Origin of the sequence: Dyadobacter sp. 3J3, assembly GCF_009801115.1 — a bacterium.
Taxonomy (GTDB): Bacteria; Bacteroidota; Bacteroidia; order Cytophagales; family Spirosomataceae; genus Dyadobacter.
In genome coordinates this window covers 53,268-75,959 of the sequence record NZ_VTOL01000020.1, presented here as the reverse complement: position 1 = coordinate 75,959, position 22,692 = coordinate 53,268, and the positions used below count along the sequence as shown (strand labels likewise).

Below are 22,692 nucleotides of genomic sequence, written 5' to 3'. Positions count from 1 at the left end.
GGCTAATTAAAACTTGAAATTATACGTAATAGAAGGAATAAGACTTCCAATTACAGAATACCGAACCGCTTGTGTTCTCAGCAAATTCTGAGCTTTTTCGCTGGCCGTTGGCTTATCCTCATTCTGGCGTGTATAAACCGAGAATGCATTTCTGCGGTTGTAGACATTGTAAATTGAGAAAACCCATTCTCCTTCACCAATTCCAAAAAGTTTTTTACGTGCTTTAAGTGTTGCCGCAAGATCCAGACGGTGATAGGCCGGGATTCGGTTGTTATTTCTGGCATTGTTGTAATTGTTGCCCAGTGAATATCCACCCCAGGTGTAACCATTCGTTGGAAAAGTGGCCGGTGTTCCCGAGGTGATCGTAAAGTTGGACGATAATGTCAGCCTTTTGTTAAGCTCATAAATAGCTACCGTAGTGAAGTTATGCGGTTTGTCAAAACGTGCGTTAAACCAGTTTCCATTATTCACGCCTTCAACTTGTCGTTCCGTTTTTGATAAAGTATAACTTACCCAACCTGTTAAGCGGCCTTTATTCTTTTTCAGATAAAATTCCGCACCGTAGGCTCTTCCTCTTCCGGTAAGCAAATCTCCTTCTACAAATTGATTCAACAACAAATCTGAACCGACCACGTAATCAAGCTGATTGTGCAGCTTTTTGTAATAAACCTCCACAGAAGCTTCGTACATGTTATCCTTGAAATTCCTGAACCAACCCAGCGCAACCTGATCGGCGAGTTCTGGTTTGATATTGGAAGAACTCAGCGTCCACACATCAAGAGGAGAACTTGCTGCGGTATTAGACAGCAAATGCAGATATTGTGACATGCGGTTGTAACTTATTTTCAAAGAAGAAACCGAATTCAAACCGATATTCACTGCAAAACGTGGTTCAAAGTTTCCGTATGTTTTGATAACATCTCCGCTTTGATATTCTTTTCCCGGGAAAATAGGCTGCTTTCTGATTCCCGCCGTAGTATCGCGGTAAGAATATTCAATGCCAGCTCCTAAACTCCTGAAATATGAATAACGGATACCGTATTGCAGGGAAATCTTGTCCGTCAGTTTTTGTTCGTTCGCAATATATATGGCAGATTCATCGGCGTGACGTGACGGAAGATCAAGATTCAGACCTTCCCCTTCGGAAACCGCAGTAGCTTTACCCGGACTAGAATCATAGTTGATATACTGTCCGCCAAAAGTCAGCTGGTTATTAGGCGTGATGTAATATGTAAAATCAGGTTTGATGCTTTTTGTCACAATTCTGGAATTCCAGACAAAACGGTCTTTTGCATTTTTATCATTCTCATTTTGCCCCAGATTATAATCGTAATTGCTGTAATAAGCTGTCATATTCATAAACAGTTTATTGGAAAAAATGTGATTCCAACGCCCCGTCAATGTTTTATTTCCCCAGCCAAAACCAAAATCACCACCTCCAAAAACATCCTTTCCTAAATAACCCGAAGCAAAAAATGTATCCTTATTCCCTAACCTGTAATTTACTTTGGCCGTTAAATCGTAAAAGTTGAACTTGGAGTCTTTCAAATCTTTGTTCAAAAATGGTTTTGCCAAAATATCAATATATGACCGACGGGCGGCTACAATAAAGGATCCTTTACCTGCCGCGAACGGCTGCTCATAGGTTAGGCGAGAGAAAATGGAACCAATACCGCCATTAATTTCACGTTTCTTAGAATTTCCTTCCTTCATCCTTACATCCAGAATCGACGAGATCCGTCCGCCATATTGCGCAGGAATTCCACCTTTGAATAACTTTACATCTTTTACAACATCAGGATTGAAAACGGAAAAGAAACCAAACAAGTGAGAAGAATTGAAAACCGGAGCTTCGTCCAGAAGCACCAGGTTCTGGGAAATATCGCCACCCCGAACGTTAAATCCGGAAGCACCTTCTCCAACAGTAGTAACCCCGGGCAATAACTGAATACTACGTATCAAATCAACCTCGCCAAGAAGTGCGGGCATTTTCCTGATCGTCTTCATTTCAACTTTATTGACAGACATTTCAATGCTTCGCACATTCTCATCGTCCTTTTTTGTTGAAATAGTAACTTCTTTCAGGTTTTCGCTTTCATCGGCTAATTCAATACTGACCGTTTGATCGGCATTCAATTCAATCGTCTTTGTATTTTTCTGATATCCTATGTAGGAATAAACGACGGTATAAGTACCAGCAGGTAACGTTAGAGAATAAAAGCCGTACGGGTTTGTTACCACACCCGTCTGTGCTTCACGAACATAAACGGAGACGCCGATCAGACCTTCCCCGTTTGCAATATCTTTAACATATCCGCTCACGGTATGTTTTGTTTGTGCAAAAGATGCTATGCTGAAAAAAGACAGCAAAAGCCCAATCCACTTTTTTTGTATTTTACTTTTCATGCTAATGTTTTGATGATTAATACGAAGACGGTTCAAGACAACTTATTACTTTTAATAAATTGAACTTTTCCTATTTGCAGGACAACCATTGAAAGACTTACCCCTATGATTACCTAAAAATAAAATTAAGATTTTATCCTACTGTAATGTAAAACAAGTGATAATCAGATTACCATAATATAAAAAAATGATAAACAGCTGAAAATGGGGAGTGAATGGGAGGAATTCTCCTCTAATTCGCAAAATCGGAATTAGTATTATTTGTAGAAATAATTACAACAGCTCCGGGATCGGAACATTCTGATAATAATTGACTTGTAGTTTTCTGTAAAACAGGATGAATGAAATCAGGGGCGATTTCATTTAGGGGAACGAGCGTAAACCGTCGTTCGTGTAGTCTTGGATGTGGTAAGGTAAGGCGCGCAGAATCCAGAATAAGGTCCTGATAATAAAGCATATCTATATCAATCACGCGGGCACCCCATCGTTCATAGCGAATTCTCCCAAGCTCATGTTCTATTTCCAGAACAAAGCGCAGGACTTCTTCCGGCATTAATCCGGTTGAAACGATAAGAATCTGATTTAAAAAAGCAGGCTGATCCAAAACGCCCCAGGGAGCGGTTTCATAAATGGAAGAAGCAGATTGAATTTTACCAATTCTTTCCTCAATCAGAGTTTCAGCCGATTTGAGAATTTGGGATCTGTCTCCAAGATTGGATCCTAAAAGAAGAAAAACGTTTTGAACAGGAGAATTCTCAGCCATTAGGATGTTGATAAGTATTTACGTTCTCTGTAATTTCTTTTCCATCTTAAGACTAAAATAATCCCAGCTCAAAGATTTTACGAAAAAAGGACTTCCCGAAAAAAGGAAGTCCTTTCCAATAAATTCGCAAATTTCTTAGAACGTAAGCGTTCCTTTATCGTATGCTTTTTGGATCGTAGCTTCAATACCGTTCTTGTTGATTGTACGAAGAGCAGATGTAGCTACTTTCAACGTAACCCATTCTCCCGATGAAGGAAGGAAGAAACGTTTCTTTTGTAAATTCGGGAAGAATTTACGTTTTGTTTTATTGTTAGCGTGAGAAACATTATTTCCAACGCGTGTTCTTTTACCAGTAATTTGACAAACCTTAGCCATGACGATCAATTTTTCCAAATGAGGGTGCAAATATAGGTATTTATTATTTTGGTGCAAATAAAAATAAAAGATATTTGAAAAATAATGTATTAAAAAGTCATTCTAAACCCCACACCGTGAACGTTATCAATGCGGATTGCAGGGTCTGCGGATAGATATTTACGCAATCTTGAAATAAAAACATCCAGGCTTCTTCCCATAAAATAATCGTCGTCTCCCCAGATCGCTTTCAGCAATTCGTCCCGGCGAATCACCTGATCCGGACGTTCCGAAAGATATTTTAACACCTCCGCTTCCCGAAAAGTGAGCGTTTGGAGGCTGTCATTTATTGATAAAGTCAGCTTCGTAAAATCGAAATTATATTTGCCGACCGTATTCGTTTTAGGCTGAACAGGTGTCGGTTTTCCAGAATTATTTCTTCGTAAAATCACTTCAATCCGTAACATCAATTCCTGAATACTGAACGGTTTGGTGACGTAATCATCTGCACCCAATTCAAACCCTTTGATCTTGTCCTCCTGTAAAGCTCGCGCAGTCAAGAATAAAATCGGGACCTGTTTGTCTGATTTACGGATATTTTCAGCTAACGTAAAACCGTCCATTTTCGGAAGCATTACGTCCAGGACACAAATATCGAAATGCTCTTTTTCTATTACATCCAAAGCTTCTGCGCCGTCGCTGGCGTGCACAACCTCGTAATCGTATTCTTCCAGATTATCTTTCGTAGCAAAGGCCAGATTCGGGTCGTCCTCGACGTATAAAATTTTCTTTTTCAATGTAACTGATTTATGTTTTAGGTTGAAGCAAAAATTATTTTTGAGGAATGCTGATACTAAACGTACTTCCTTGTCCCAGTGCGCTGTCAAGTTCCAGATTCCAGTGATGGGAGCGGACAATCTGTTTGACATAACTAAGGCCAATTCCTGAGCCTTTCACATTATGCACGTCAGCATTACTGATCCGGAAAAATTTATTAAAAATCTTTTTCTGATATTCCCTGGCAATTCCCAGGCCTTTATCCTCCACACAAATCACAAGACAGTTTTTCTTATTGAAAGTCCTGATAACGACCTCCGGCAGATCGGGGGAATATTTTATCGCGTTGTCAATCAGGTTGGTGATCATATTTCTAAAATGGAAAATATCGGCTTCAATAAAATGATTGGCCGCTTCATATTTCAGTTTTATTTTCCCCTCAAAAGGCAATAACAAAGAGTCGATAACCTGGTTCACATCGATTTTTTCTCTTTTTAAATTGAGCGAATTCCTTTCCGCCTTCGCAATGGAAAGCACCATTTCCACCTGCGTTTGCAATCTTAAAATCTCTTCCTGAACTATATGCACATACCGTTTATGACGTTCGGGCTGCGTAACGATGATATCTGAATTCAAAACATCAGCCGCGATACGAATCGTAGAAATGGGTGTCTGTAATTCATGTGTCATATTATTGACAAAATTCCGCTGCACTTCCGACAAATGTTTTTGTCTCAAAATAATGAAGAGCGCGTACGCAAAAAAACCGACGGCAAGCAAAACCAGCATCGACGACCAAATCCAGCCATTCAAATTCCCGACAATGTAAGCGGACTGTTCCGGAAATCTTACGCCGAAATAATAAGGATATTTGTCCGTACGCTCCCAGTTTGATGTTTTCGCGGAAGTTTTGTCATTCGTTTTTGTACTTAACGACATGCCATACCGCATCCGGTCCGTGGTACAATCATAAATTCCGACTTCAAAATCAGTAATCAGATTGTGTTTTTGAAAACTGTCCTTGATAAAATGTTCCAGTAAATCCGGCTGCGTTGTCGCGTTGGTATTGACAAGAAAATATTCCGGCGATAATTGCTCCACCGGATTTGAAGTCTGCATAACGCCATTAACCGACGCAAGTTCCTGGGCAACATCCTGCAAAGCAACATGCGCATTTTGATTAAACTGCCGATGACGGAGATCAAGCGCCTGTTTTACCCAGTAAATCTGGGTAATAACAACACCGATAATCAACAGCGCAGAAAATACAGTAAGCCAGCGAATGGAACGTCTTGGCATTGATGAATTAGTTTCTAATAAAGTTAAAAGTTATCAAAGTGTATGCCAGTCGATATTACAACAAAATTTCCCTTACATATCTCTTTGCAAATGATATTCATAAAGCGTTTCCATGGGCGACTTTGCAATTTTTCCAACTTTCAAACCTTTACTTTCTAAAACGGTTTTTAAAATTTCCCTGTAATAAAAAGCGATAGATCCGGTAAAATGAATCGGATAATTTTCGGCATCCTGATGTTTCAAAATATATTTTTCTGTAAAAAGAATAAACGCATCCTGAACCAGTTTGTTGATAAAATGATGATGAATATTTTTTGAAATAAATTCAGAGAATGTTGCGAAATAACGGTTTGGGAACGGCTGACGATACACTTTTTCAAGTACAAATAATCGGTTTGTGCCGGGATATGTTTCCTCAAACTGCTTTTGGAGATCCTGCGGCAATTCATTTTGCAGGAAATTGACCAGCAAAGTTTTTCCAAGATAAGATCCGCTGCCTTCATCCCCCAGCCAAAAACCAAGGGAGCCGATTGAATGCGCAATTTTATATCCGTCGTAAAATGCATTGTTCGCACCAGTTCCCAAAATACAGGCAATCCCTGGCTTATTTCCGCACAATCCACGTGCCGCTGCAAGCATATCCGAAGCTACCTCAATAATTTCCGCGGAAGGAACAGAATCCACCAACGCATCATAAATCGGGCGACTCGTAATTTTATCAGCACACCCCGCCCCGTAAAAAAATATCTGGTCGATCGGTGACCCTATAAAGGGTAATACTTCCTTTTCTAAAACTTCTGTAACTTCTTCTTTGGTCTGATAAAAAGGGTTAAGCCCTCCAGAATGAAGGCGGTATGGTGTTTTTCCGGTTGTTGCCACCAGCCAATCTGTTTTTGTGGAACCGCTGTCTGCAATCAGATAAGTATATTGTTTCAAGTGCTGTTAATTAAATGGTTCTGTTAATTTTCCTATGACCTTAAATTTCTCAAAAACACGTTCTGTGTGCGGCGCGTCTCCAAGTTCTTTGGTTAGGTCCTGTCCGGCCCAATGCTCATAATGATGTCCGTTTCGCCAGAGCCGGGATGTTGTAACGTCATAAATAAGTCCCTGGTATGCACACCAAATCTCTTCCTTATCCTGTCCGTTTCGTAGCGCGAGCTGAGACTTTGTATATTCTTTCATGTATGCCTGGTTACTTAAAAAACGGTTTTAATTATTTCCGGGGCGGAATTTAAGACGATCATTTCAGAATATTTTGATATTAAGACTAAAAAATCTGAACTTGTCGTTTAATTAGAAAATTATCCGTGAAAGATAGAATGAAAAAAACGTATACTTTACTTTGCAGCATTTTGCTGATCATCACACTTGTAACAGCAGGTTGCAGTAAAAAATCTCCCAAATCAGTTACTGAACGTATTGCAAAATCGTGGGCCGCTGAATCTGTAAAAGAAGGAACCGTTGTGGTTTACACAAGAGGAGGAGCGGGCAATATCCGCGCTGAATACTCCAATTTCAAACTGGTTTTGAACAGCGATGGGACAGCAACGTACACGGAATTTGATAAAAATATTTTTAGTGGAAAATGGACAGTGGACGGAGAGACAAGTTTGACCTTGTCGGGACTGACACCTCAGCCAAGTGGAAGCGGTGGTACCGTAAAATTCACGATTACTTCTCTTGACGATACCAAAGTTGTATTAACACGCGTGGATGCAAGTCCAAAAACAGGAAATACAATTAACCAATATACACTTTCAACACAGTAATTTTTAAGGTTTGAATCTGACTTCGTTTGATTGACTTATCAATTAACAGTCAGTTACTGAACTTTTAATGTTAAAATTTTATTGATAAACGAAGCCATTTCCCGCAAGAGATGGCTTCGTTTATTTTTAGCTAACTTTGCAACATGGCAGAATCAAGAACAGAAATCAGCAATTTAGGCGAATTTGGTCTTATAAAAAGACTGAATCAGGGGCTAAAAAATAATTTACCCGACAGTATAACAGGCATAGGCGATGACGCCGCAGTAATAGATTTAGGCACAGAATTCGGATTATTATCAACCGATATTCTTTTGGAAGGCGTTCATTTCGATCTGTCTTTTTTCCCTTTAAAACATTTAGGCTACAAGGCGATTGCGATTAACGTATCTGACATTGCCGCAATGAACGGAATTCCGCGTCAGGTTACGGTTGGTTTGGCTTTGAGCAATCGTTTTTCTGTGGAGGCCGTGGAAGAATTGTATGAAGGAATGAAAGCAGCCTGCAAGGATTTCAACGTGGATCTTGTGGGCGGTGATACTTCTTCTTCCTTATCCGGATTATTTATTTCGGTAAGCGTTTTCGGACGCGTGGCGAAAGACAGGATTACGTATCGGAATACAGCAAAAGCAAACGATCTTTTGTGTGTTTCCGGTGATTTGGGTGGGGCGTATATCGGCTTACAATTGTTGGTAAGAGAAAAGCAGGTTTTCCTGGCAGATCCAAATATGCAGCCTCAGCTTGATGGGAAAGAATATGTAATTCAAAGACAATTACGCCCGGAAGCGCGCATGGATGTGGTTTTTGAACTTGCAGCAGCAGGTGTAATTCCAACTTCGATGATCGATCTTTCTGACGGACTGGCTTCTGATCTTTTACATTTATGTTCCCAATCAGGCGTTGGTGCGCTGGTTTTTGAAGATAAATTACCAATCGACGAACAGACTTATGTCGGTGCCGTTGAATTAAATATCGGGCCGATAACCGCAGCTTTGAATGGTGGAGAAGATTATGAATTGCTTTTCACGGTACCGCAAAGTGATTATGACAAAATCAAAAACAATCCAAAAATCAGCGTCATTGGTTATATGACGGATAAAAAGGATGAAGTTTTATTGCATACAAAAGGCGACAACCGTGTCCCAATCACGGCACAAGGCTGGAATTAATTTGAATTGGCAAATCTGATTTTCACAATCTGATTTAATCCCAAAGGCTTTTTCACAAGCCACCCGTCCGACGGCTTTTCCGCCGTCGGACGGGTAATAAAAACCAAGAAAAGAGCCAAAAATTAGGAAAAAAATTTATCTCCCCCAGTTCAAAATCACTTTCTTAAATGCATCCTGCAATGACAGGGTTCGCTGGCCCGCCTTACCGTCACCCACAGGATTATCGCCTATCTGAACTACCGGCATTACCCACTTCGTTGTGCTTGTTGTAAAAGCTTCATCGGCTGTTGCCAGCTCGGAGTATAAAACCGGACGAATTTCTATTTTAAAATGTGGCTCAGCCAGCTCCAAAACCGCACGGCGCGTAATTCCGTTTAAAATATTATTATTCGAAGTGATCAGCGTATCACCTTTGAAAAGAAAGAAATTACTTCTCGTCAGTTCACTGATTTCACCATCCTTATGAAAAAGCAGATCAGATGCTCCCTGTTTTTTCATATCTTCAGCCATCAAAACCATATGAACATAGTTTGTCGTTTTGATTTCCGGCAGATCCCGAACGTATTGATAAGGCAAAACTTTAATTCCTTTTAACAATCCTGCCGGATTATCCTGAGGCAAAGCTTCTGTTCTGATCAAAAAATTTGGTTTCACGACATGAACACTATCAGGTGCATAACCGCCCGTCAAAACAAAACGAAAAGCGACTTCCTGTTCACCCGATAACGCATGAAGATCAGCCAGGATTTCAGCCGTTTCTTCCTGGTTTAAAGGAAGGGGAAGTTTGAGAAGCTTGGCCGAATTCTCAAAACGCTGCCAGTAATCATCCCAGCGAAAAGGAATGCCGTTGTAAGTCCGAAAATAATCAAACATACCGAAGCCGCGCAAAATAGCCAGATCGTTTGATTTAAAAATAGTAGAATCCAGGGGAGAAATTTCTCCGTTGAAATATAGATGAAAAGGCATTGGTACAATTTATTTTAGCCACGAATACACCGCGCGGCGGACCGCAAATATTCACTAATGTTTAATCATTCGCTCAAAACATGATTAGTGTAAATTCGTGCATTCGTGGCAGAAAAAAGATTAACGATATCCAAATATGGTAAGAATATTTTTTCAAATAATTCGCTTTGAGAAATAATTAAACGGATACTTCGGATTACTACATTTTCTACTAGTTCAATACATTTAATGCAAATACAGAACCATTCATCCCACTAACCTTTGAGTTTATCAACAGGATTTAGCTACTTTGCGTAGTTCTCATCAAAAGAGAAAATTTCGGATCAAAATAATTCGTTTTCAATAGGATTGAATACGTAGTAACAAGCCAAGAATGACAACAACAGAAAATTTGCTGCAAACCCTGCAAACTGAAATAGAACAAACTTCTTACGGAGAATCTCCTGCTGAACTTTACGAACCGATACGTTACATTATGGCCCTTGGCGGCAAACGTTTCCGTCCGCTTTTAACTTTACTGGCTGCGTCAATTTTTACCGATGACTGGAAAAATGCTTTAAAACCTGCCATAGCCATTGAAGTTTTCCACAATTTCACTTTGATGCATGATGATATTATGGATAAGGCACCGCTTCGCCGGGGAAAACTTACCGTGCATGAAAAGTGGAATGCCAATACCGCAATCTTGTCCGGAGATGTAATGTTGATCAGGGCTTATGATTTTTTGATTGATATAAAAAAAGAAAATCTGAGGAATGTGCTGGTGCGTTTTAACCAGACGGCGGCCGAAGTTTGTGAAGGACAGCAGCTGGATATGAATTTTGAAACCCGCTGGGATGTTACCGAAGAAGAATATTTAAACATGATACGCCTCAAAACGTCCGTCCTGCTGGGCTTTGCACTGGAATTAGGCGGAATTATCGGCGGAGCAGATTCGGAGGCGACAAAGCTGTTATATGAAGCTGGAGAAAGTATGGGAATCGGCTTCCAGTTAAAAGACGATTTATTGGACGTCTACGGCGATCCTGAAAAGTTTGGAAAACTTGTTGGCGGAGATATTATTGCCAATAAGAAAACGTTTTTACTGATTGAAGCTTTAACAAATGCAGAAGGAAAAACCGGTGAAGCATTAAATAACTGGATTTCCGCTGAAAATTTTGACAAAGACGAAAAAGTAGCCGCCGTGAGAGGAATATATGATACATTGGGCATCCGCGCTTTGACAGAGCAAAAGATCAGTGACTATTTTGCCAAAGGAATTGATTGTCTGGAAAGGTTAGCTGTGGATCCGGAAAGAAAAAAATCATTGCTAAAATTCGTTTACCAGCTTGTGGAACGGGAACAATAAAATGTTGATAATCGGTAAAAATTACCGCGTTTCAACTTTCATTTTTAATTTACTAAACAGAAATTATGTCTATCACCCTCATACTGATCATAATAACATCGGGTATAAGTTATTACGCCTTCAATAATTCGCTTCTCATGGATAGGCTGATTATGAATCCTTACAAGGTTACCAAACGGAATGAATATTACAGATTTATTACCTCAGGATTTATTCATGCCGATTTTGGACATTTAATTTTCAATATGCTGAGTTTGTGGTTTGTAGGAGAAGGGATTGAAAGACTTTTCAGTATGCTTTTCGGGCCAAGTGGAACCGTTTATTATCTGTTTTTATACATCGTTGGAATTATCGTCTCTGATATTCCTACTTTTTTAAAGCATAAAAACAATTCCAATTATAATTCTCTGGGAGCTTCTGGTGGAGTTTCTGCGGTTTTATTTGCTGCGTTTTTATATGCGCCGCTTATGCAAGTTTGTCTTTATTTCTTCATCTGTATGCCCGGATTTATATTCGGAATTCTCTTCCTGAGCTACTCGATTTATGAAGGACGCCGTGGCAGAAGTTATGTCAACCACAGCGCCCACATTTATGGTGCTATTTTTGGATTGGTATTTATGGCCGTTGTTTATCCGGCCGCAGTACCTGGTTTCTTTGAGCAAATTGCAACCTGGCGATTATTTTAATTCCGCCAGAACTGTAATACTACCAACCGTTTTATCCTGAAGATTAACTTTAATTTCTGCATCAAGCGGTAAGAAAATATCAACACGGGAGCCGAATTTGATAAAACCCATTTCGGTTCCCTGTTCAACTTTATCTCCTTCTTTTACATACCAGCGAATACGGCGTGCAGCTGCTCCGGCAATCTGGCGGAATAAAACTTCAACACCTGACGACGTTTCTGTAACAACCGTAGTACGTTCGTTTTCCGTACTCGATTTTGGATGCCAGGCTACCAGATACAATCCCGGATGGTATTTAAAATATTTAATCACGCCACTCACCGGATTCCAGTTCACATGCACATTGATCGGCGACATGAATATACTGATCTGACGTCTCGGACCTTTGAAATATTCGCTTTCTACTACTTCCTCAATTACAACTACTTTTCCGTCACACGGAGCGATAACCTGGCTTTCGCCTTTTGATACAACCCGTGTCGGTACACGAAAGAATTGTACGATAAGAAAAAATATAAATATACTGGCAACCAACGTGATTCTCGGGATCCAATATCCTTCGGGAAGCAGCATATTTATGCCCACATTAATCAGAATCAATATAATGGCGGCAATCGCCATGATCGTGTAACCTTCTTTATGAAGTTTCATGAAAGGGGAATTTCGTTTACTCTTTGTCTTTAAAAATACAAATATCGTATAAATCTTGATTTTACACGTATCAAAAAGCCTTGCCGATCTAATTTAGAAAGGCAAGGCTTCTTATTTTTCAACTATATATTCTTTTAGTTATGCCTGATGATTGTCATTATTCAATAACAACACACTCACCATTTTTAACTTCCTGCTCAACTTTTTTATATTTCACATCACGTAAAACACGCCCGTCGCGGTACTGAACGGAAACTTTTTGGTTACGATCCGCGATTTTATCCGCTTTGATTGGCTGAGCCTTTGTAGTGGATTCCATCTGACGGGCGTATTCATTGGGTCCGTCCAGATCAGCATCAAAATCTTCATCACGATTGGTTTGAAGAACAGGAGCTGGTGTCGGGCGTCTTACGGTTTGCTGAACAACCGGAGCCGGAGCAGCATCTTCCTGTGGAATATCAGCCTTCATTAAGAACGAAACCATATCAAAGTTTACTTTGCTAAGGAAGCGTTTGAAAAGCTCAACCGATTCAAATTTGTAGATCAACAATGGATCTTTTTGTTCGAACACAGCATTCTGAACCGATTGTTTCAAATCATCCATTTCACGAAGATGCTCTTTCCATTCCTGGTCGATCAGTGAAAGGACAATCGCCTTTTCCATTTCATGTGTAATCTCATGGCCGCCGTTTGCAAGAGCTTTTTTAAGATTTACAACGATACCAGTCTGGCGAATTCCATCACTGAATGGAATCATGATTTCAGTAATTGTAGCGCCGCGTTCTGTATGAATTGATTGCAGAATCGGCAATGCTTTTTCTGAAATTTCGTGATTTTTATCCTGATAATGTTTTTCAGCAGCTTCGTAAAGACGTTGTGTTTTTTCCTGTGGTTTCAGAGAAACGTTATCGTTTTCGCTGAAAGGAAGTTCAATTCCCAACGTTGTAATCGTTGCAAGATCAAGTTCTGTATAGGTTCCTGCGTTAGCAACCACTTCTTCACAAACATCATAAAGCGTGTTGGCAATATCGACTGCCAGACGATCTCCGAAAAGTGCGTTACGACGACGGGTATAAATTGCATCACGCTGGTAGTTCATTACGTCATCATATTCCAGAAGACGCTTACGCATACCAAAGTTATTTTCCTCTACTTTTTTCTGCGCACGTTCGATCGATTTGGTAATCATGCCGCTTTGGATCACTTCGCCTTCTTCCAAGCCCATTTTATCCATAACCTTCGCCATACGGTCTGAACCGAAAAGACGCATCAGGTTATCTTCCAATGAAACAAAGAACTGCGAAGAACCGGTATCACCCTGACGACCAGCACGACCACGAAGCTGCCTGTCTACACGGCGACTTTCATGACGTTCTGTACCAACAATTGCCAAACCACCTGCTGCTTTCGCTTCGGGGGTTAGCTTAATATCCGTACCACGACCAGCCATGTTGGTTGCAATCGTTACAGTACCTGGCTTACCCGCTTCTGCAACAACTTCTGCTTCTTTCTGATGTTGTTTCGCATTCAATACCTGATGTGGTATTTTACGAAGCGTAAGCATACGGCTGATAATTTCTGAGTTTTCAACCGAAGTAGTACCAACTAAAACAGGACGACCTGCTTCAACCAATTCTACGATTTCATCTGTAAGCGCATTATATTTTTCACGTACCGAGCGGTATACTTTGTCCTCGTGATCTTTACGAACTGCTGTTACGTTGGTAGGAATTGAAACAACATCCAGTTTATAGATTTCCCAGAATTCACCTGCTTCCGTTTCAGCCGTACCCGTCATACCTGCAAGTTTGTGGTACATCCGGAAATAGTTCTGAAGTGTTACAGTCGCGTAAGTCTGTGTCGCATCTTCAACGCGTACATTTTCTTTTGCTTCAATCGCCTGGTGAAGACCGTCCGAATAACGACGACCGTCCATAATACGACCGGTTTGTTCATCAACAATCTTAACTTTCTGATCCATGATCACGTATTCCACATCTTTTTCAAAAAGTGTATACGCTTTCAAAAGTTGATTGACCGTATGGATACGGGCAGTTTTTACAGAATAATCACGAATTAACGCTTCTTTCTGAATGACACGTTCCTGCTCATTTAAGGACTGATCTTTTTCAATCATATCCAGATCAACCGCAATATCCGGAAGGATAAAGAAGTTGGTTTGCTCCGATTCACCGGTAAGAAAGTCAATTCCTTTTTCAGTCAATTCAATGCTATTTTGTCTTTCGTCAATTGTGAAGAAAAGAGGAGCATCAGCTTGAGGCATCAGTTTCTGATTTTCTGCCAAATAAATTGACTCCGATTCCTGCATCAATTGCTTGATACCAGACTCACTCAAATATTTAATTAACGGTTTATATTTTGGCATACCGCGGTGAGCGCGGAAAAGCGCAAGAGAACCTTCCTTTTTGTCACCCGCAGCAATTTTTTTCTTTGCTTCATTCAGCAAATCCATTGCCAGTTTTTTCTGTGCTTCAACGATTCTTGAAACACGAGGTTTTAGCTCTAGATATTCCTGTTCGTCACCACGAGGAACAGGGCCACTGATAATCAAAGGCGTACGGGCGTCATCGATCAAAACAGAATCGACCTCATCCACCATAGCGTAATGATGTTTACGCTGAACAAGCTCTTCCGTAGTGCGTGACATATTGTCACGTAGATAATCAAAACCGAATTCGTTATTTGTTCCGTATGTAAGATTTGCTTTATAAGCGTTACGGCGTTCGTTTGTATTTGGCTGGTGGCGATCGATACAATCTACACTCATACCGTGGAATTCAAAAAGAGGCGCATTCCATTCCGCATCACGTTTTGCCAGGTAATCATTCACCGTTACAATGTGAACACCTAAACCAGCAAGCGCATTAAGAAACGCAGGTAAAGTCGCCACAAGGGTTTTTCCTTCCCCGGTAGCCATCTCAGAGATTTTTCCCTGATGCAAAACAACACCACCAATAAGCTGCACATCATAATGCTGCATACTCCATTTGATCGGCTGGCCGATTACATCCCAGGTGCTATTCCAAACAGCTTTATCACCCGTGATAACAACGTTTTTCTTCTTCGTTGCAATTTCACGGTCAAAGTAAGAAGCAGTTACTTCCAGACTTTCATTATCCTTGAAACGGCGGGCAGTATCTTTAACAATCGCAAAAGCTTTTGGAAGAATATCCAGCAATACTACTTCAAGTTGTTTATTACGATCCAACTCAAGTGCATCGATTTTCTTGAAAATCGCTTCCTTGCTATCCACGTTGGGTTCAGCAGCAGCTTCCTCTCTCAGCGTTACAATCTGATCATCAATCGATTTTAATTCAGAAGCAATATGTGCTTTCAGTCCTTCTGATTGTGCTCTAAGTTCATCGTTGGACAAGGAAGCCAGTTTCGCGTATTCTGCGTTGATCAGGCCAACGTAAGGAGTCAATTCCTTTAAGTCGCGCTCTGCTTTCGTGCCGAATAGCTTCGAAAATATTTTAAACATGATAGTATAGGTATTGTGAATCGTTCAATTTTATTAAAAAATATCAAGCCTGAACAGCCCAAAATGTCAGATTGTCAGCGTTTCAGTTCATTTTTCAATTACAAATGTAATTTATTGCGCATAGTAATCAGCAATATATCAGATAATCCTAAGGGTATTTTAATGTTTATTCTCAATTCCCGTAAAGCTTACATTCTTATTTCAAGACATAATTCCAGCGTTTCTCTACTTTATTAAACGAAACAATTTAAAGGTGTAAGACACAACGCATGTAAATTTTAACAAAAAATAATAGATCAAACAATTCAGACCTTGCTTCCTGCTATTGCTCCTCAAAAACAACCACTTTTCACTTCCTCAAACCACTCATATAGATTAATAACAACTACTGTGTATCACCTAGTACCTTTGAATCAACAATAACAAATAAAACGAACATAGCCATGAACAATAATAGATTATTCCGCGACGTAAATAATAAAGTAATAAGTGGCGTAGCAGCTGGTATCGCTGATTATTTACAAATAGATGTAGTGATTGTCAGAGTACTTTTTGTGATGAGTTTCTTTATTCCATCACACTTTCCGGTTTTCATTTTTTACATCATTTTGTGGATTGCAATGCCTAAAAAAGCAAAAGCTATCGACCACTTTGAAAATCCGGTAGCACATTAAGGACTTCATCAATTACCATATTGAAAACCGACAGAATAAAACTATTCAGTCGGTTTTTTGTTTTACATATAATTCTTAATTTTACGATAGTATGCAGGCATACTAATTTTCTTTTGTCAAAAATCTCACTGAAAATTCAGTTGATAAACTAACCTATAAATCTATGGACGCATATGTTGTTGCCGGCTACCGCACCGCGGTTGGAAAGGCTACCCGTGGTGGTTTTCGTTTTACCCGGCCAGACAATCTTGGTGCTGATGTCATTAAATATATTTTAGAAAAAATCCCGCAGCTTGATCCTGCGCGTGTTGACGATGTCATTGTCGGCAATGCCGTTCCGGAAGCAGAACAAGGTATGCAAATGGGAAGATATGTTGCGCTTTTGTCTCTGCCCAAAAGCGTTTCAGGTATCACCATCAATCGCTACTGCGGTTCTGGAGTGGAAGCGATTGCGATGGCTTCTGCCAAAATCCATGCAGGAATGGCTGATTGTATTATCGCCGGAGGAACAGAATCAATGTCGCTGGTGCCGACGATGGGCTGGAAAACGGCTTTGAATTTCGAAATTGCCCAAAATCATCCGGATTATTATCTCAGTATGGGATTAACGGCCGAGCAGGTTTCAAAAGATTTTAATATCAGCCGTGAAAAACAGGATGAATTTTCTTTTCAATCGCATCAAAAAGCACTGCGTGCACAAAAGGAAGGCTGGTTTGATAGTGGAATTGTCCCGATCAAAGTCCAGGAAACTTACTTTGATCCGATTTCCGGCAAGAAAAAAATTAAAGAAACCATTGTTGACAAAGATGAAGGTCCGCGTGCAGATACAACGCTCGAAGCTTTAAATAAATTAAAGCCGGTTTTTGCTGCTGGTGGTTCGGTAACAGCGGGAAATTCATCTCAAACTTCTGACGGAGCTGCTTTTGTGCTGGTAATGTCTGAAAAGCTTGTAAACGAACTAGGTCTAAAACCAATCGCACGTATGCTTTCCTATGCAACAGCAGGCGTAGATCCAAGAATTATGGGAATCGGTCCAGTGGCCGCTATACCAAAAGCGCTGAAACAAGCAGGATTGCAACTTGGAGATATTGAACAGATTGAGTTAAACGAAGCTTTTGCTGCCCAATCTTTGGCGGTCATTCAGGAGCTCGGTATTAACCCCGAACTTGTAAATCCAAATGGAGGCGCCATTGCGTTAGGGCATGCTTTGGGGTCAACAGGAGCCCGTCTTTCGGTTCAGCTTTTCAATGAAATGGAACGTAGAAACCAGAAATATGGCATGGTGACAGCCTGTGTTGGAGGCGGACAGGGCGTTGCAGGAATTTATGAAAGATTAAATTAAGACCGGTTACTAAATAAACCAGACTTTCTTTTTGTCAACAGGAAAATTAAATAATTTTCCTGTTGACAATTTTCATTTAAAACCAACACGAAAAATATCGCCGTTACGAATAAATTATATACTTAATAAAGTACTCATTGTTAATTAATTGCACTATTTTTCAAATTAAATTTTACAAAATCCGGTAACACTCTTTCCAGGTTCGTTTGAACAAAATTGAATATTAACCGATCATTTTCTATTGTTATAATACTAGAAACGCTATACTTTTTACAATTAACAGGCCATAAAAATATCGTTTATAACGAATCTTTATACTTATTTTACACACACAAGAGTTAATTAAACACCCCTAAATGACCAGCAATTACTTTCCTCCAAAGGAATTAATAAAAACTACCGGGAAGATCGACATCATTCAGGTTCTTCGCGGTATTGCAGTAGTTATGGTTATTATTTTTCATTTTAAGGATACTATTAGACCTGGTGAGTTTCTAAAAAAAGAACTGGATTTTTTATTTAATTCAGGAGCGGCCGGTGTCGATCTTTTTTTTGTGATCAGTGGATTTATTATGGTTTTCGTGACCCGAAATTCATCGGGAGGGATTCTTTATGTGAAAAAATTCTTTATTAAAAGATTCCTACGTATCTGGCCATTATACGTTATCGCAACCCTGGCCTACGCAATCATTGTAGCCCCGGTTGTAGCCAATATATCGCTGACTATTGTGGTCCAAATCCTCAAAAGTATTTTGTTTATTCCGTTGAGCTATCTCGATCCTCCATTCCTGGGCTATGCTTATCTGGGTGTCGGATGGAGCCTCAATTACGAAATGTATTTTTATCTACTTATCTCAATTTCTTTATTTGCCGGGAAATACAAATGGTTTCTTTTTGCGGTACTTATCGTTTCAACCCTTATAATTTTACCGCTTGCTTACGGGAATTTGACATTTAGGCCGTTGGAAACACGGAATTACAATTCATTGCTTGTTAATCTGATAACGAACCCAATCATTTGGGAATTTGTCTATGGGACGATAATCGGACTGTTTTATATTACACCAATTCCGGCAAGTATTTGTCAAATCATTTTTCAATCGCGGACTGTTGTGATCTCGGTAATTGTAATAGCTGTATGGCAGTATTTTTCCGGATTTTATGGCGGGCATGGGCCTCTTTACTGGGGACTTTCGATGGCAATGGCGTTTATGGCAATGATTTTTTATACCCGGGGAAAATCAATAAAATATCCATCCTGGCTAATTTATCTGGGCGACATTTCCTTTTCCGTTTATTTATGGCATGTTCCAGTGGCGGTACTTATCCATTATATTTTTGATCTGCTTTCTATTCCCGCACTTTGGTCAGGTGCTCCAACGCTTTTTCTTAATGTCTCTTTCACGCTTATTCTATCTCACATTTCTTACCAGTTAATAGAAAAAAAATTACATTCCATTTTTATAACAAAATTTAAAATTTAAGTTATAAAATCTACTTATTTCAATTTATATTCTTGTCAGAAATAACGGTGTATTTTTCAGAAATTATCTGCCGGTAATCTTTATTCCAAAACCGTTTTACAAATAATGTATAACGCTGCGAGATATATGTTTCCGGAAAACTTAATAAATGCCCTGTCTCCTTTTCATAATTAAGTTCAAAAGGCATTTTGAATTTCACCAGGGTATCTGATGTAGTTTTCGCGCCGGATATTACCGGATAGGACGAACAAAAAAACAGCGGTCCACTTTCGTACGGTAAAACATTATCCCCTGTTCTCTGGAAAAAAATAGTTGGTTTTATTGTCACCGCCGAAACGCTGCTTCCTTTTAATAAACCATATCCCAAAGAAGTAAGTAGTGCTCTTAATTTAAATCTTCTGGTTGTTTGATGGGGATCCAGCGCTCCTAATAATTTTATAATTCCGGGATCCAAAACCTCAAAATCAGCTTCTTTGGTGTAGGCAAGCGAAGAAATCGTAATATTCCCGGCACTACTGCCTGCAAGAAATATTTGTGATACATCGATGCCTAGTGTTTCTGCGTTGCTGGTAAAATAAAAAAGAGCCGCATAAGTATCCTGAACTGCCCGGTAAATCGTCCGTACAAGTTCCTGTTTATTACTTCCGCAAATATTGCTTTCACTTCCTCCGTTAAAACCTAATCGGTAGTTGATCGCCGCAACTGCATACCCTTTCCGTGCAAAATATTTTGCTTTTCCAATTTCGTTATCCAGCGATCCATACAAAAAAGCACCTTCATGGACAAAAAGAACGAATGGCCGTTTTTTCAATGTATCACTGATTGGAGCAAGAAATGAGAAATTGAGATCAACTGATTTACCTGTATAGTCATTGGCTTTACTATAAATTCCTGTTTTACTTGCCAAAGCCGTTTCCGGGAAAATATCCACATCTCCAAACCGTGATGAATTCCCTAAAATACTATCCGTTTTGTTTATTGCTGCAAATGCTGTTGTATCCGGAAAAGGGAAGGCGATGGTATCCATTGGATCGGTTTTATCGCCATCAGGATTTGGCTGGCTCGTAGAAGCGCAGGAAAAAAAAACGGAAGTAGTTACTATCAGGATCAGAAAACGAAAACAGACATTGTAAAGCATTAATAATTTGCATTGAGCAGGTAAATGCTGATTTAAAGGAAGAATTTAGTTGGTAAAAGTACTAATGAAAACCAACATTTTTAATCACAAAAAATGGAAAACATATTAAATTTTCGTGTAAGGTAGCCGTTCGATAACAAAAGTGCTATTTTTATTCCCTCTTTGCCCGATTTGCTTGTCTTCCAGATAGAATCTTTATTTTTGCCTTATTAACTATACGCCGTATTCATGGATGTGTCCATTATCATTATCAATTATCGTACCCCGCAACTCATAATTAATTGTTTAAAATCCATTTACCAACATACATCCGGCGTTACTTTTGAAATAATAATTGTAGACAACGATCCCGAAAATGGGGGCAAAAATATTGTGCTAGAGCAATATCCTGAAATTAACTGGATCGATATGGAATATAATTCAGGATTTGGGAGAGCAAATAATGAAGGGATGAAAGCTGCAAAAGGCCGGTATTTTCTAATCTTAAATGCTGATACACTTGTAACTGATAATGTAATAGGCCGTTTCCTGACACAAATGGAGGAGCAAAAAGACATATCGGCAGCAGGCGCATTGCAGCAGTATGCGGATGGCAGTCCAATGCCATTTTATAAAAGCTTCAACGAATTCCATAAAACCTTCTTCATTTTGCCTCCAAGCGGAATGATTGACCGCATCTTAAATAAGCTTTATCCTGAACCAGAATACAAAAATGACGGCCAATGCGACTGGCTTGTAGGTGCTTTCATTTTTGTAAGACGTGAGGCAGCCGAACTTTCCGGGAGATTTGATGAAGATTTTTTTATGTATGGTGAAGATGTGGAATGGTCGGGCAGGTTAGCTAAGCAAGGTAAACTATGCTATTTTAAAGACTGTACTTTCATTCATCTCGAAAACGACAATCCGTTCCGCAGGACCAGCATTTCCTGGATTAACAGATTCAGCACACAAATGCAGGTTTCCAATATGCTTTGGCTTAGAAAACAGTATGGCATTGGCCCATATCTCCTGATGATATTGCATTATGTTTCCATGATACCGGTACTTTTCTTGTGGAAAATGCTTTTAAATATTAGACAGAAGAAAAATCCTTTCGGCAATTTAAAAACCCAGATTATTTTTACCCGTAAAACCATGGTTTTGCTGCATTACTTCTGGCCGACTCTTTTTGCCCGGAAGCAATTATATAAAATTAAACCTTCCGAAAATATAGATTTACTCACCATATCATGAATGTTAGCCAACGAAAAAAAATACTTTTTTTTACCCCGTACGCCACACGAACGGGATCTGAAATGCTTATTTATTATATCCTTAAATATTTAGACAGAAGTAAATTTGAAGCTGGGCTCGTGTGTTTTGCAGAAGGGGAACTGATTCTTGATCTGCCCGCAGACATTCCTGTTTTTATCGCACCCGGCAAATTTTCCTTTTCTCAGAAAGTTGCTTTTCACCTTGGTTTTCACCCGATCCACAGAGCAATAAAGAAAATATCCAGGGATTTCCAAGCTGATCTTTGGTACGTCAATACGGTAATGCTGACTGACGTAATCAAAATTGCAAAAGAACTTAGTATTCCTGTGATTTCTCATATTCACGAGCTTTCTGCTATGTATTCACAGGTGAACAGTCATGATTTTGAAACGATAATAAAAGATTCCGATCTGCTTGTTGGCTGTTCTGATATTGTTTGTAAATGTCTTACAGAAGCTGGTGGTAAAACTGTCAGGCGATTATATCCGTTTGTTGATCTGGACGAAATAGCTCCGGATCAAGAGAAAGTACGTAAGATAAGACAGGAATGGGGTGCCGGTCCAACTGATTTTGTCTGGATGATGTCCGGGACTTCTTCTGAACGTAAGGGATTCGATTTGCTTCCGGATATTGCATTACAAATACCAAAAAATGCCAGAGTACACTTGGTTTGGGTTGGTAGTTTAAGCAATGATGGTTTGGTATATTGGACCAAAAAGCGCTGTGAACAGTTAAAAAACGTCAAAGTCCATTTGGCTGGCCCACAAAAAGAAGATTACTATTCTTACATGGAAGCCGCCGACGGATTTATGCTCACTTCCCGGCAGGAGCCCTTCGGTATGGTTTTAGTTGAAGCTGCCTGGTTGGGAAAACCGATTGTTTCTTTCGCAAGCGGCGGCCCTACTGAATTTATTACGCCGGGGCTGGGAACCATCGTACCCAATCTGGATATTCCGTTATTTGCAGAAAGTATTTTGCAGTGGAACAACAAATTATCGAGTTTTGACAAAGATTTTTCACGCAAGAAAGCACTTGCATACAGCGTTGAAAAGGGCGTGTTCCATTGGCAAAATATAATTGAAAACTTCACAACAGGTAAGAATATTTAAGTAG

20 protein-coding genes are annotated in these 22,692 nt (G+C 39.7%); 9 read left to right on the top strand and 11 right to left on the bottom strand.

Annotation, left to right across the window (positions count from 1 at the left end; translation table 11 throughout):
- Positions 1-6: 6 nt before the first annotated feature.
- The 7 genes from FZF08_RS28510 to FZF08_RS28480 form a co-directional block, all read right to left on the bottom strand.
- Positions 7-2,406: a TonB-dependent receptor gene (locus FZF08_RS28510; protein ID WP_159477202.1), complete on the bottom strand. Its 2,400-nt coding sequence runs from the start codon at positions 2,404-2,406 to the stop codon at positions 7-9.
- Positions 2,407-2,638: 232 nt separating this feature from the next.
- The gene (folK, locus tag FZF08_RS28505) at positions 2,639-3,169 is read right to left on the bottom strand and encodes a 2-amino-4-hydroxy-6-hydroxymethyldihydropteridine diphosphokinase (RefSeq protein ID WP_159477199.1); all 531 of its coding nucleotides are present in this window, start codon (positions 3,167-3,169) and stop codon (positions 2,639-2,641) included.
- Positions 3,170-3,304: 135 nt separating this feature from the next.
- Positions 3,305-3,544 carry a 50S ribosomal protein L28 gene (gene rpmB / locus FZF08_RS28500; RefSeq protein ID WP_031528537.1) on the bottom strand — a complete coding sequence of 80 codons (240 nt, stop codon included), beginning with the start codon at positions 3,542-3,544 and terminating at the stop codon, positions 3,305-3,307.
- A gap of 89 nt (positions 3,545-3,633) precedes the next feature.
- A complete protein-coding gene (locus FZF08_RS28495; protein WP_159477196.1) occupies positions 3,634-4,320 on the bottom strand; it encodes a response regulator transcription factor in 687 nt (228 codons plus the stop codon).
- Between the two features lie 34 nt (positions 4,321-4,354).
- Positions 4,355-5,599 carry a sensor histidine kinase KdpD gene (locus tag FZF08_RS28490; protein ID WP_159477193.1) on the bottom strand — a complete coding sequence of 415 codons (1,245 nt, stop codon included), beginning with the start codon at positions 5,597-5,599 and terminating at the stop codon, positions 4,355-4,357.
- A gap of 72 nt (positions 5,600-5,671) precedes the next feature.
- Positions 5,672-6,535, bottom strand: coding sequence for an N-acetylglucosamine kinase (locus FZF08_RS28485; RefSeq protein WP_159477190.1), 864 nt, complete (start codon positions 6,533-6,535; stop codon positions 5,672-5,674).
- A gap of 6 nt (positions 6,536-6,541) precedes the next feature.
- Positions 6,542-6,781, bottom strand: a complete 240-nt coding sequence (locus tag FZF08_RS28480) for a cytochrome b5 domain-containing protein (protein ID WP_159477187.1) — start codon at positions 6,779-6,781, stop codon at positions 6,542-6,544.
- A 137-nt stretch (positions 6,782-6,918) separates the two neighbouring features.
- On the opposite strand from FZF08_RS28480, the gene FZF08_RS28475 reads away from it, so the two are divergent.
- Both FZF08_RS28475 and thiL read left to right on the top strand, forming a co-directional pair.
- The gene (locus FZF08_RS28475; RefSeq protein ID WP_159477183.1) at positions 6,919-7,368 is read left to right on the top strand and encodes a hypothetical protein; all 450 of its coding nucleotides are present in this window, start codon (positions 6,919-6,921) and stop codon (positions 7,366-7,368) included.
- A gap of 143 nt (positions 7,369-7,511) precedes the next feature.
- Entirely contained in the window at positions 7,512-8,534 is a 1,023-nt protein-coding gene (gene thiL / locus FZF08_RS28470; RefSeq protein ID WP_137341055.1) for a thiamine-phosphate kinase, read from the top strand.
- Positions 8,535-8,669: 135 nt separating this feature from the next.
- On the opposite strand, the gene FZF08_RS28465 is transcribed toward thiL, so the two are convergent.
- Entirely contained in the window at positions 8,670-9,500 is an 831-nt protein-coding gene (locus FZF08_RS28465) for an aminotransferase class IV (protein ID WP_159477180.1), read from the bottom strand.
- A gap of 373 nt (positions 9,501-9,873) precedes the next feature.
- On the opposite strand from FZF08_RS28465, the gene FZF08_RS28460 reads away from it, so the two are divergent.
- A complete protein-coding gene (locus tag FZF08_RS28460) occupies positions 9,874-10,848 on the top strand; it encodes a polyprenyl synthetase family protein (RefSeq protein WP_159477177.1) in 975 nt (324 codons plus the stop codon).
- A 65-nt stretch (positions 10,849-10,913) separates the two neighbouring features.
- The gene (locus FZF08_RS28455) at positions 10,914-11,534 is read left to right on the top strand and encodes a rhomboid family intramembrane serine protease (protein WP_159477174.1); all 621 of its coding nucleotides are present in this window, start codon (positions 10,914-10,916) and stop codon (positions 11,532-11,534) included.
- Here FZF08_RS28455 and FZF08_RS28450 read toward each other — a convergent pair.
- A complete protein-coding gene (locus tag FZF08_RS28450) occupies positions 11,526-12,185 on the bottom strand; it encodes a phosphatidylserine decarboxylase family protein (protein ID WP_159477171.1) in 660 nt (219 codons plus the stop codon). The two genes, FZF08_RS28455 and FZF08_RS28450, sit on opposite strands and share 9 nt — an antisense overlap.
- 157 nt (positions 12,186-12,342) lie before the next feature.
- Positions 12,343-15,687, bottom strand: coding sequence for a preprotein translocase subunit SecA (secA, locus tag FZF08_RS28445; RefSeq protein ID WP_159477168.1), 3,345 nt, complete (start codon positions 15,685-15,687; stop codon positions 12,343-12,345).
- Between the two features lie 443 nt (positions 15,688-16,130).
- Between secA and FZF08_RS28440 the strand changes: the two genes are divergently transcribed.
- The 3 genes from FZF08_RS28440 (at position 16,131) to FZF08_RS28430 (ending at position 19,187) form a co-directional block, all read left to right on the top strand.
- Positions 16,131-16,361 carry a PspC domain-containing protein gene (locus FZF08_RS28440; protein ID WP_159477166.1) on the top strand — a complete coding sequence of 77 codons (231 nt, stop codon included), beginning with the start codon at positions 16,131-16,133 and terminating at the stop codon, positions 16,359-16,361.
- 163 nt (positions 16,362-16,524) lie between these two features.
- Entirely contained in the window at positions 16,525-17,703 is a 1,179-nt protein-coding gene (locus tag FZF08_RS28435) for an acetyl-CoA C-acyltransferase (RefSeq protein ID WP_159477164.1), read from the top strand.
- A 356-nt stretch (positions 17,704-18,059) separates the two neighbouring features.
- Complete coding sequence (locus tag FZF08_RS28430; RefSeq protein WP_159477162.1) at positions 18,060-19,187, top strand: acyltransferase; 1,128 nt, start codon at positions 18,060-18,062, stop codon at positions 19,185-19,187.
- A 19-nt stretch (positions 19,188-19,206) separates the two neighbouring features.
- Here the strand turns inward: FZF08_RS28430 and FZF08_RS28425 are convergent, their stop codons facing one another.
- A complete protein-coding gene (locus tag FZF08_RS28425; protein WP_159477160.1) occupies positions 19,207-20,325 on the bottom strand; it encodes an alpha/beta hydrolase in 1,119 nt (372 codons plus the stop codon).
- Positions 20,326-20,553: 228 nt separating this feature from the next.
- Between FZF08_RS28425 and FZF08_RS28420 the strand changes: the two genes are divergently transcribed.
- Positions 20,554-21,558 carry a glycosyltransferase family 2 protein gene (locus FZF08_RS28420; protein WP_159477158.1) on the top strand — a complete coding sequence of 335 codons (1,005 nt, stop codon included), beginning with the start codon at positions 20,554-20,556 and terminating at the stop codon, positions 21,556-21,558.
- Positions 21,559-21,620: 62 nt separating this feature from the next.
- A complete protein-coding gene (locus FZF08_RS28415; protein ID WP_159477156.1) occupies positions 21,621-22,688 on the top strand; it encodes a glycosyltransferase in 1,068 nt (355 codons plus the stop codon).
- Positions 22,689-22,692 lie beyond the last annotated feature (4 nt).

Excerpts from the sequence above, each read along its gene's own strand:
- rpmB (WP_031528537.1), bottom strand. The coding sequence starts at position 3,544 with ATGGCTAAGGTTTGTCAAATTACTGGTAAAAGAACACGCGTTGGAAAT.
- FZF08_RS28455 (WP_159477174.1), top strand. The coding sequence starts at position 10,914 with ATGTCTATCACCCTCATACTGATCATAATAACATCGGGTATAAGTTAT.
- FZF08_RS28440 (WP_159477166.1), top strand. The coding sequence starts at position 16,131 with ATGAACAATAATAGATTATTCCGCGACGTAAATAATAAAGTAATAAGT.
- FZF08_RS28415 (WP_159477156.1), top strand. The coding sequence starts at position 21,621 with ATGCTTATTTATTATATCCTTAAATATTTAGACAGAAGTAAATTTGAA.
- FZF08_RS28510 (WP_159477202.1), bottom strand. The coding sequence starts at position 2,406 with ATGAAAAGTAAAATACAAAAAAAGTGGATTGGGCTTTTGCTGTCTTTT.
- FZF08_RS28420 (WP_159477158.1), top strand. The coding sequence starts at position 20,554 with ATGGATGTGTCCATTATCATTATCAATTATCGTACCCCGCAACTCATA.
- FZF08_RS28435 (WP_159477164.1), top strand. The coding sequence starts at position 16,525 with ATGGACGCATATGTTGTTGCCGGCTACCGCACCGCGGTTGGAAAGGCT.
- folK (WP_159477199.1), bottom strand. The coding sequence starts at position 3,169 with ATGGCTGAGAATTCTCCTGTTCAAAACGTTTTTCTTCTTTTAGGATCC.
- secA (WP_159477168.1), bottom strand. The coding sequence starts at position 15,687 with ATGTTTAAAATATTTTCGAAGCTATTCGGCACGAAAGCAGAGCGCGAC.
- FZF08_RS28450 (WP_159477171.1), bottom strand. The coding sequence starts at position 12,185 with ATGAAACTTCATAAAGAAGGTTACACGATCATGGCGATTGCCGCCATT.
- thiL (WP_137341055.1), top strand. The coding sequence starts at position 7,512 with ATGGCAGAATCAAGAACAGAAATCAGCAATTTAGGCGAATTTGGTCTT.
- FZF08_RS28475 (WP_159477183.1), top strand. The coding sequence starts at position 6,919 with ATGAAAAAAACGTATACTTTACTTTGCAGCATTTTGCTGATCATCACA.
- FZF08_RS28465 (WP_159477180.1), bottom strand. The coding sequence starts at position 9,500 with ATGCCTTTTCATCTATATTTCAACGGAGAAATTTCTCCCCTGGATTCT.
- FZF08_RS28460 (WP_159477177.1), top strand. The coding sequence starts at position 9,874 with ATGACAACAACAGAAAATTTGCTGCAAACCCTGCAAACTGAAATAGAA.
- FZF08_RS28480 (WP_159477187.1), bottom strand. The coding sequence starts at position 6,781 with ATGAAAGAATATACAAAGTCTCAGCTCGCGCTACGAAACGGACAGGAT.
- FZF08_RS28425 (WP_159477160.1), bottom strand. The coding sequence starts at position 20,325 with ATGCTTTACAATGTCTGTTTTCGTTTTCTGATCCTGATAGTAACTACT.
- FZF08_RS28430 (WP_159477162.1), top strand. The coding sequence starts at position 18,060 with ATGACCAGCAATTACTTTCCTCCAAAGGAATTAATAAAAACTACCGGG.
- FZF08_RS28490 (WP_159477193.1), bottom strand. The coding sequence starts at position 5,599 with ATGCCAAGACGTTCCATTCGCTGGCTTACTGTATTTTCTGCGCTGTTG.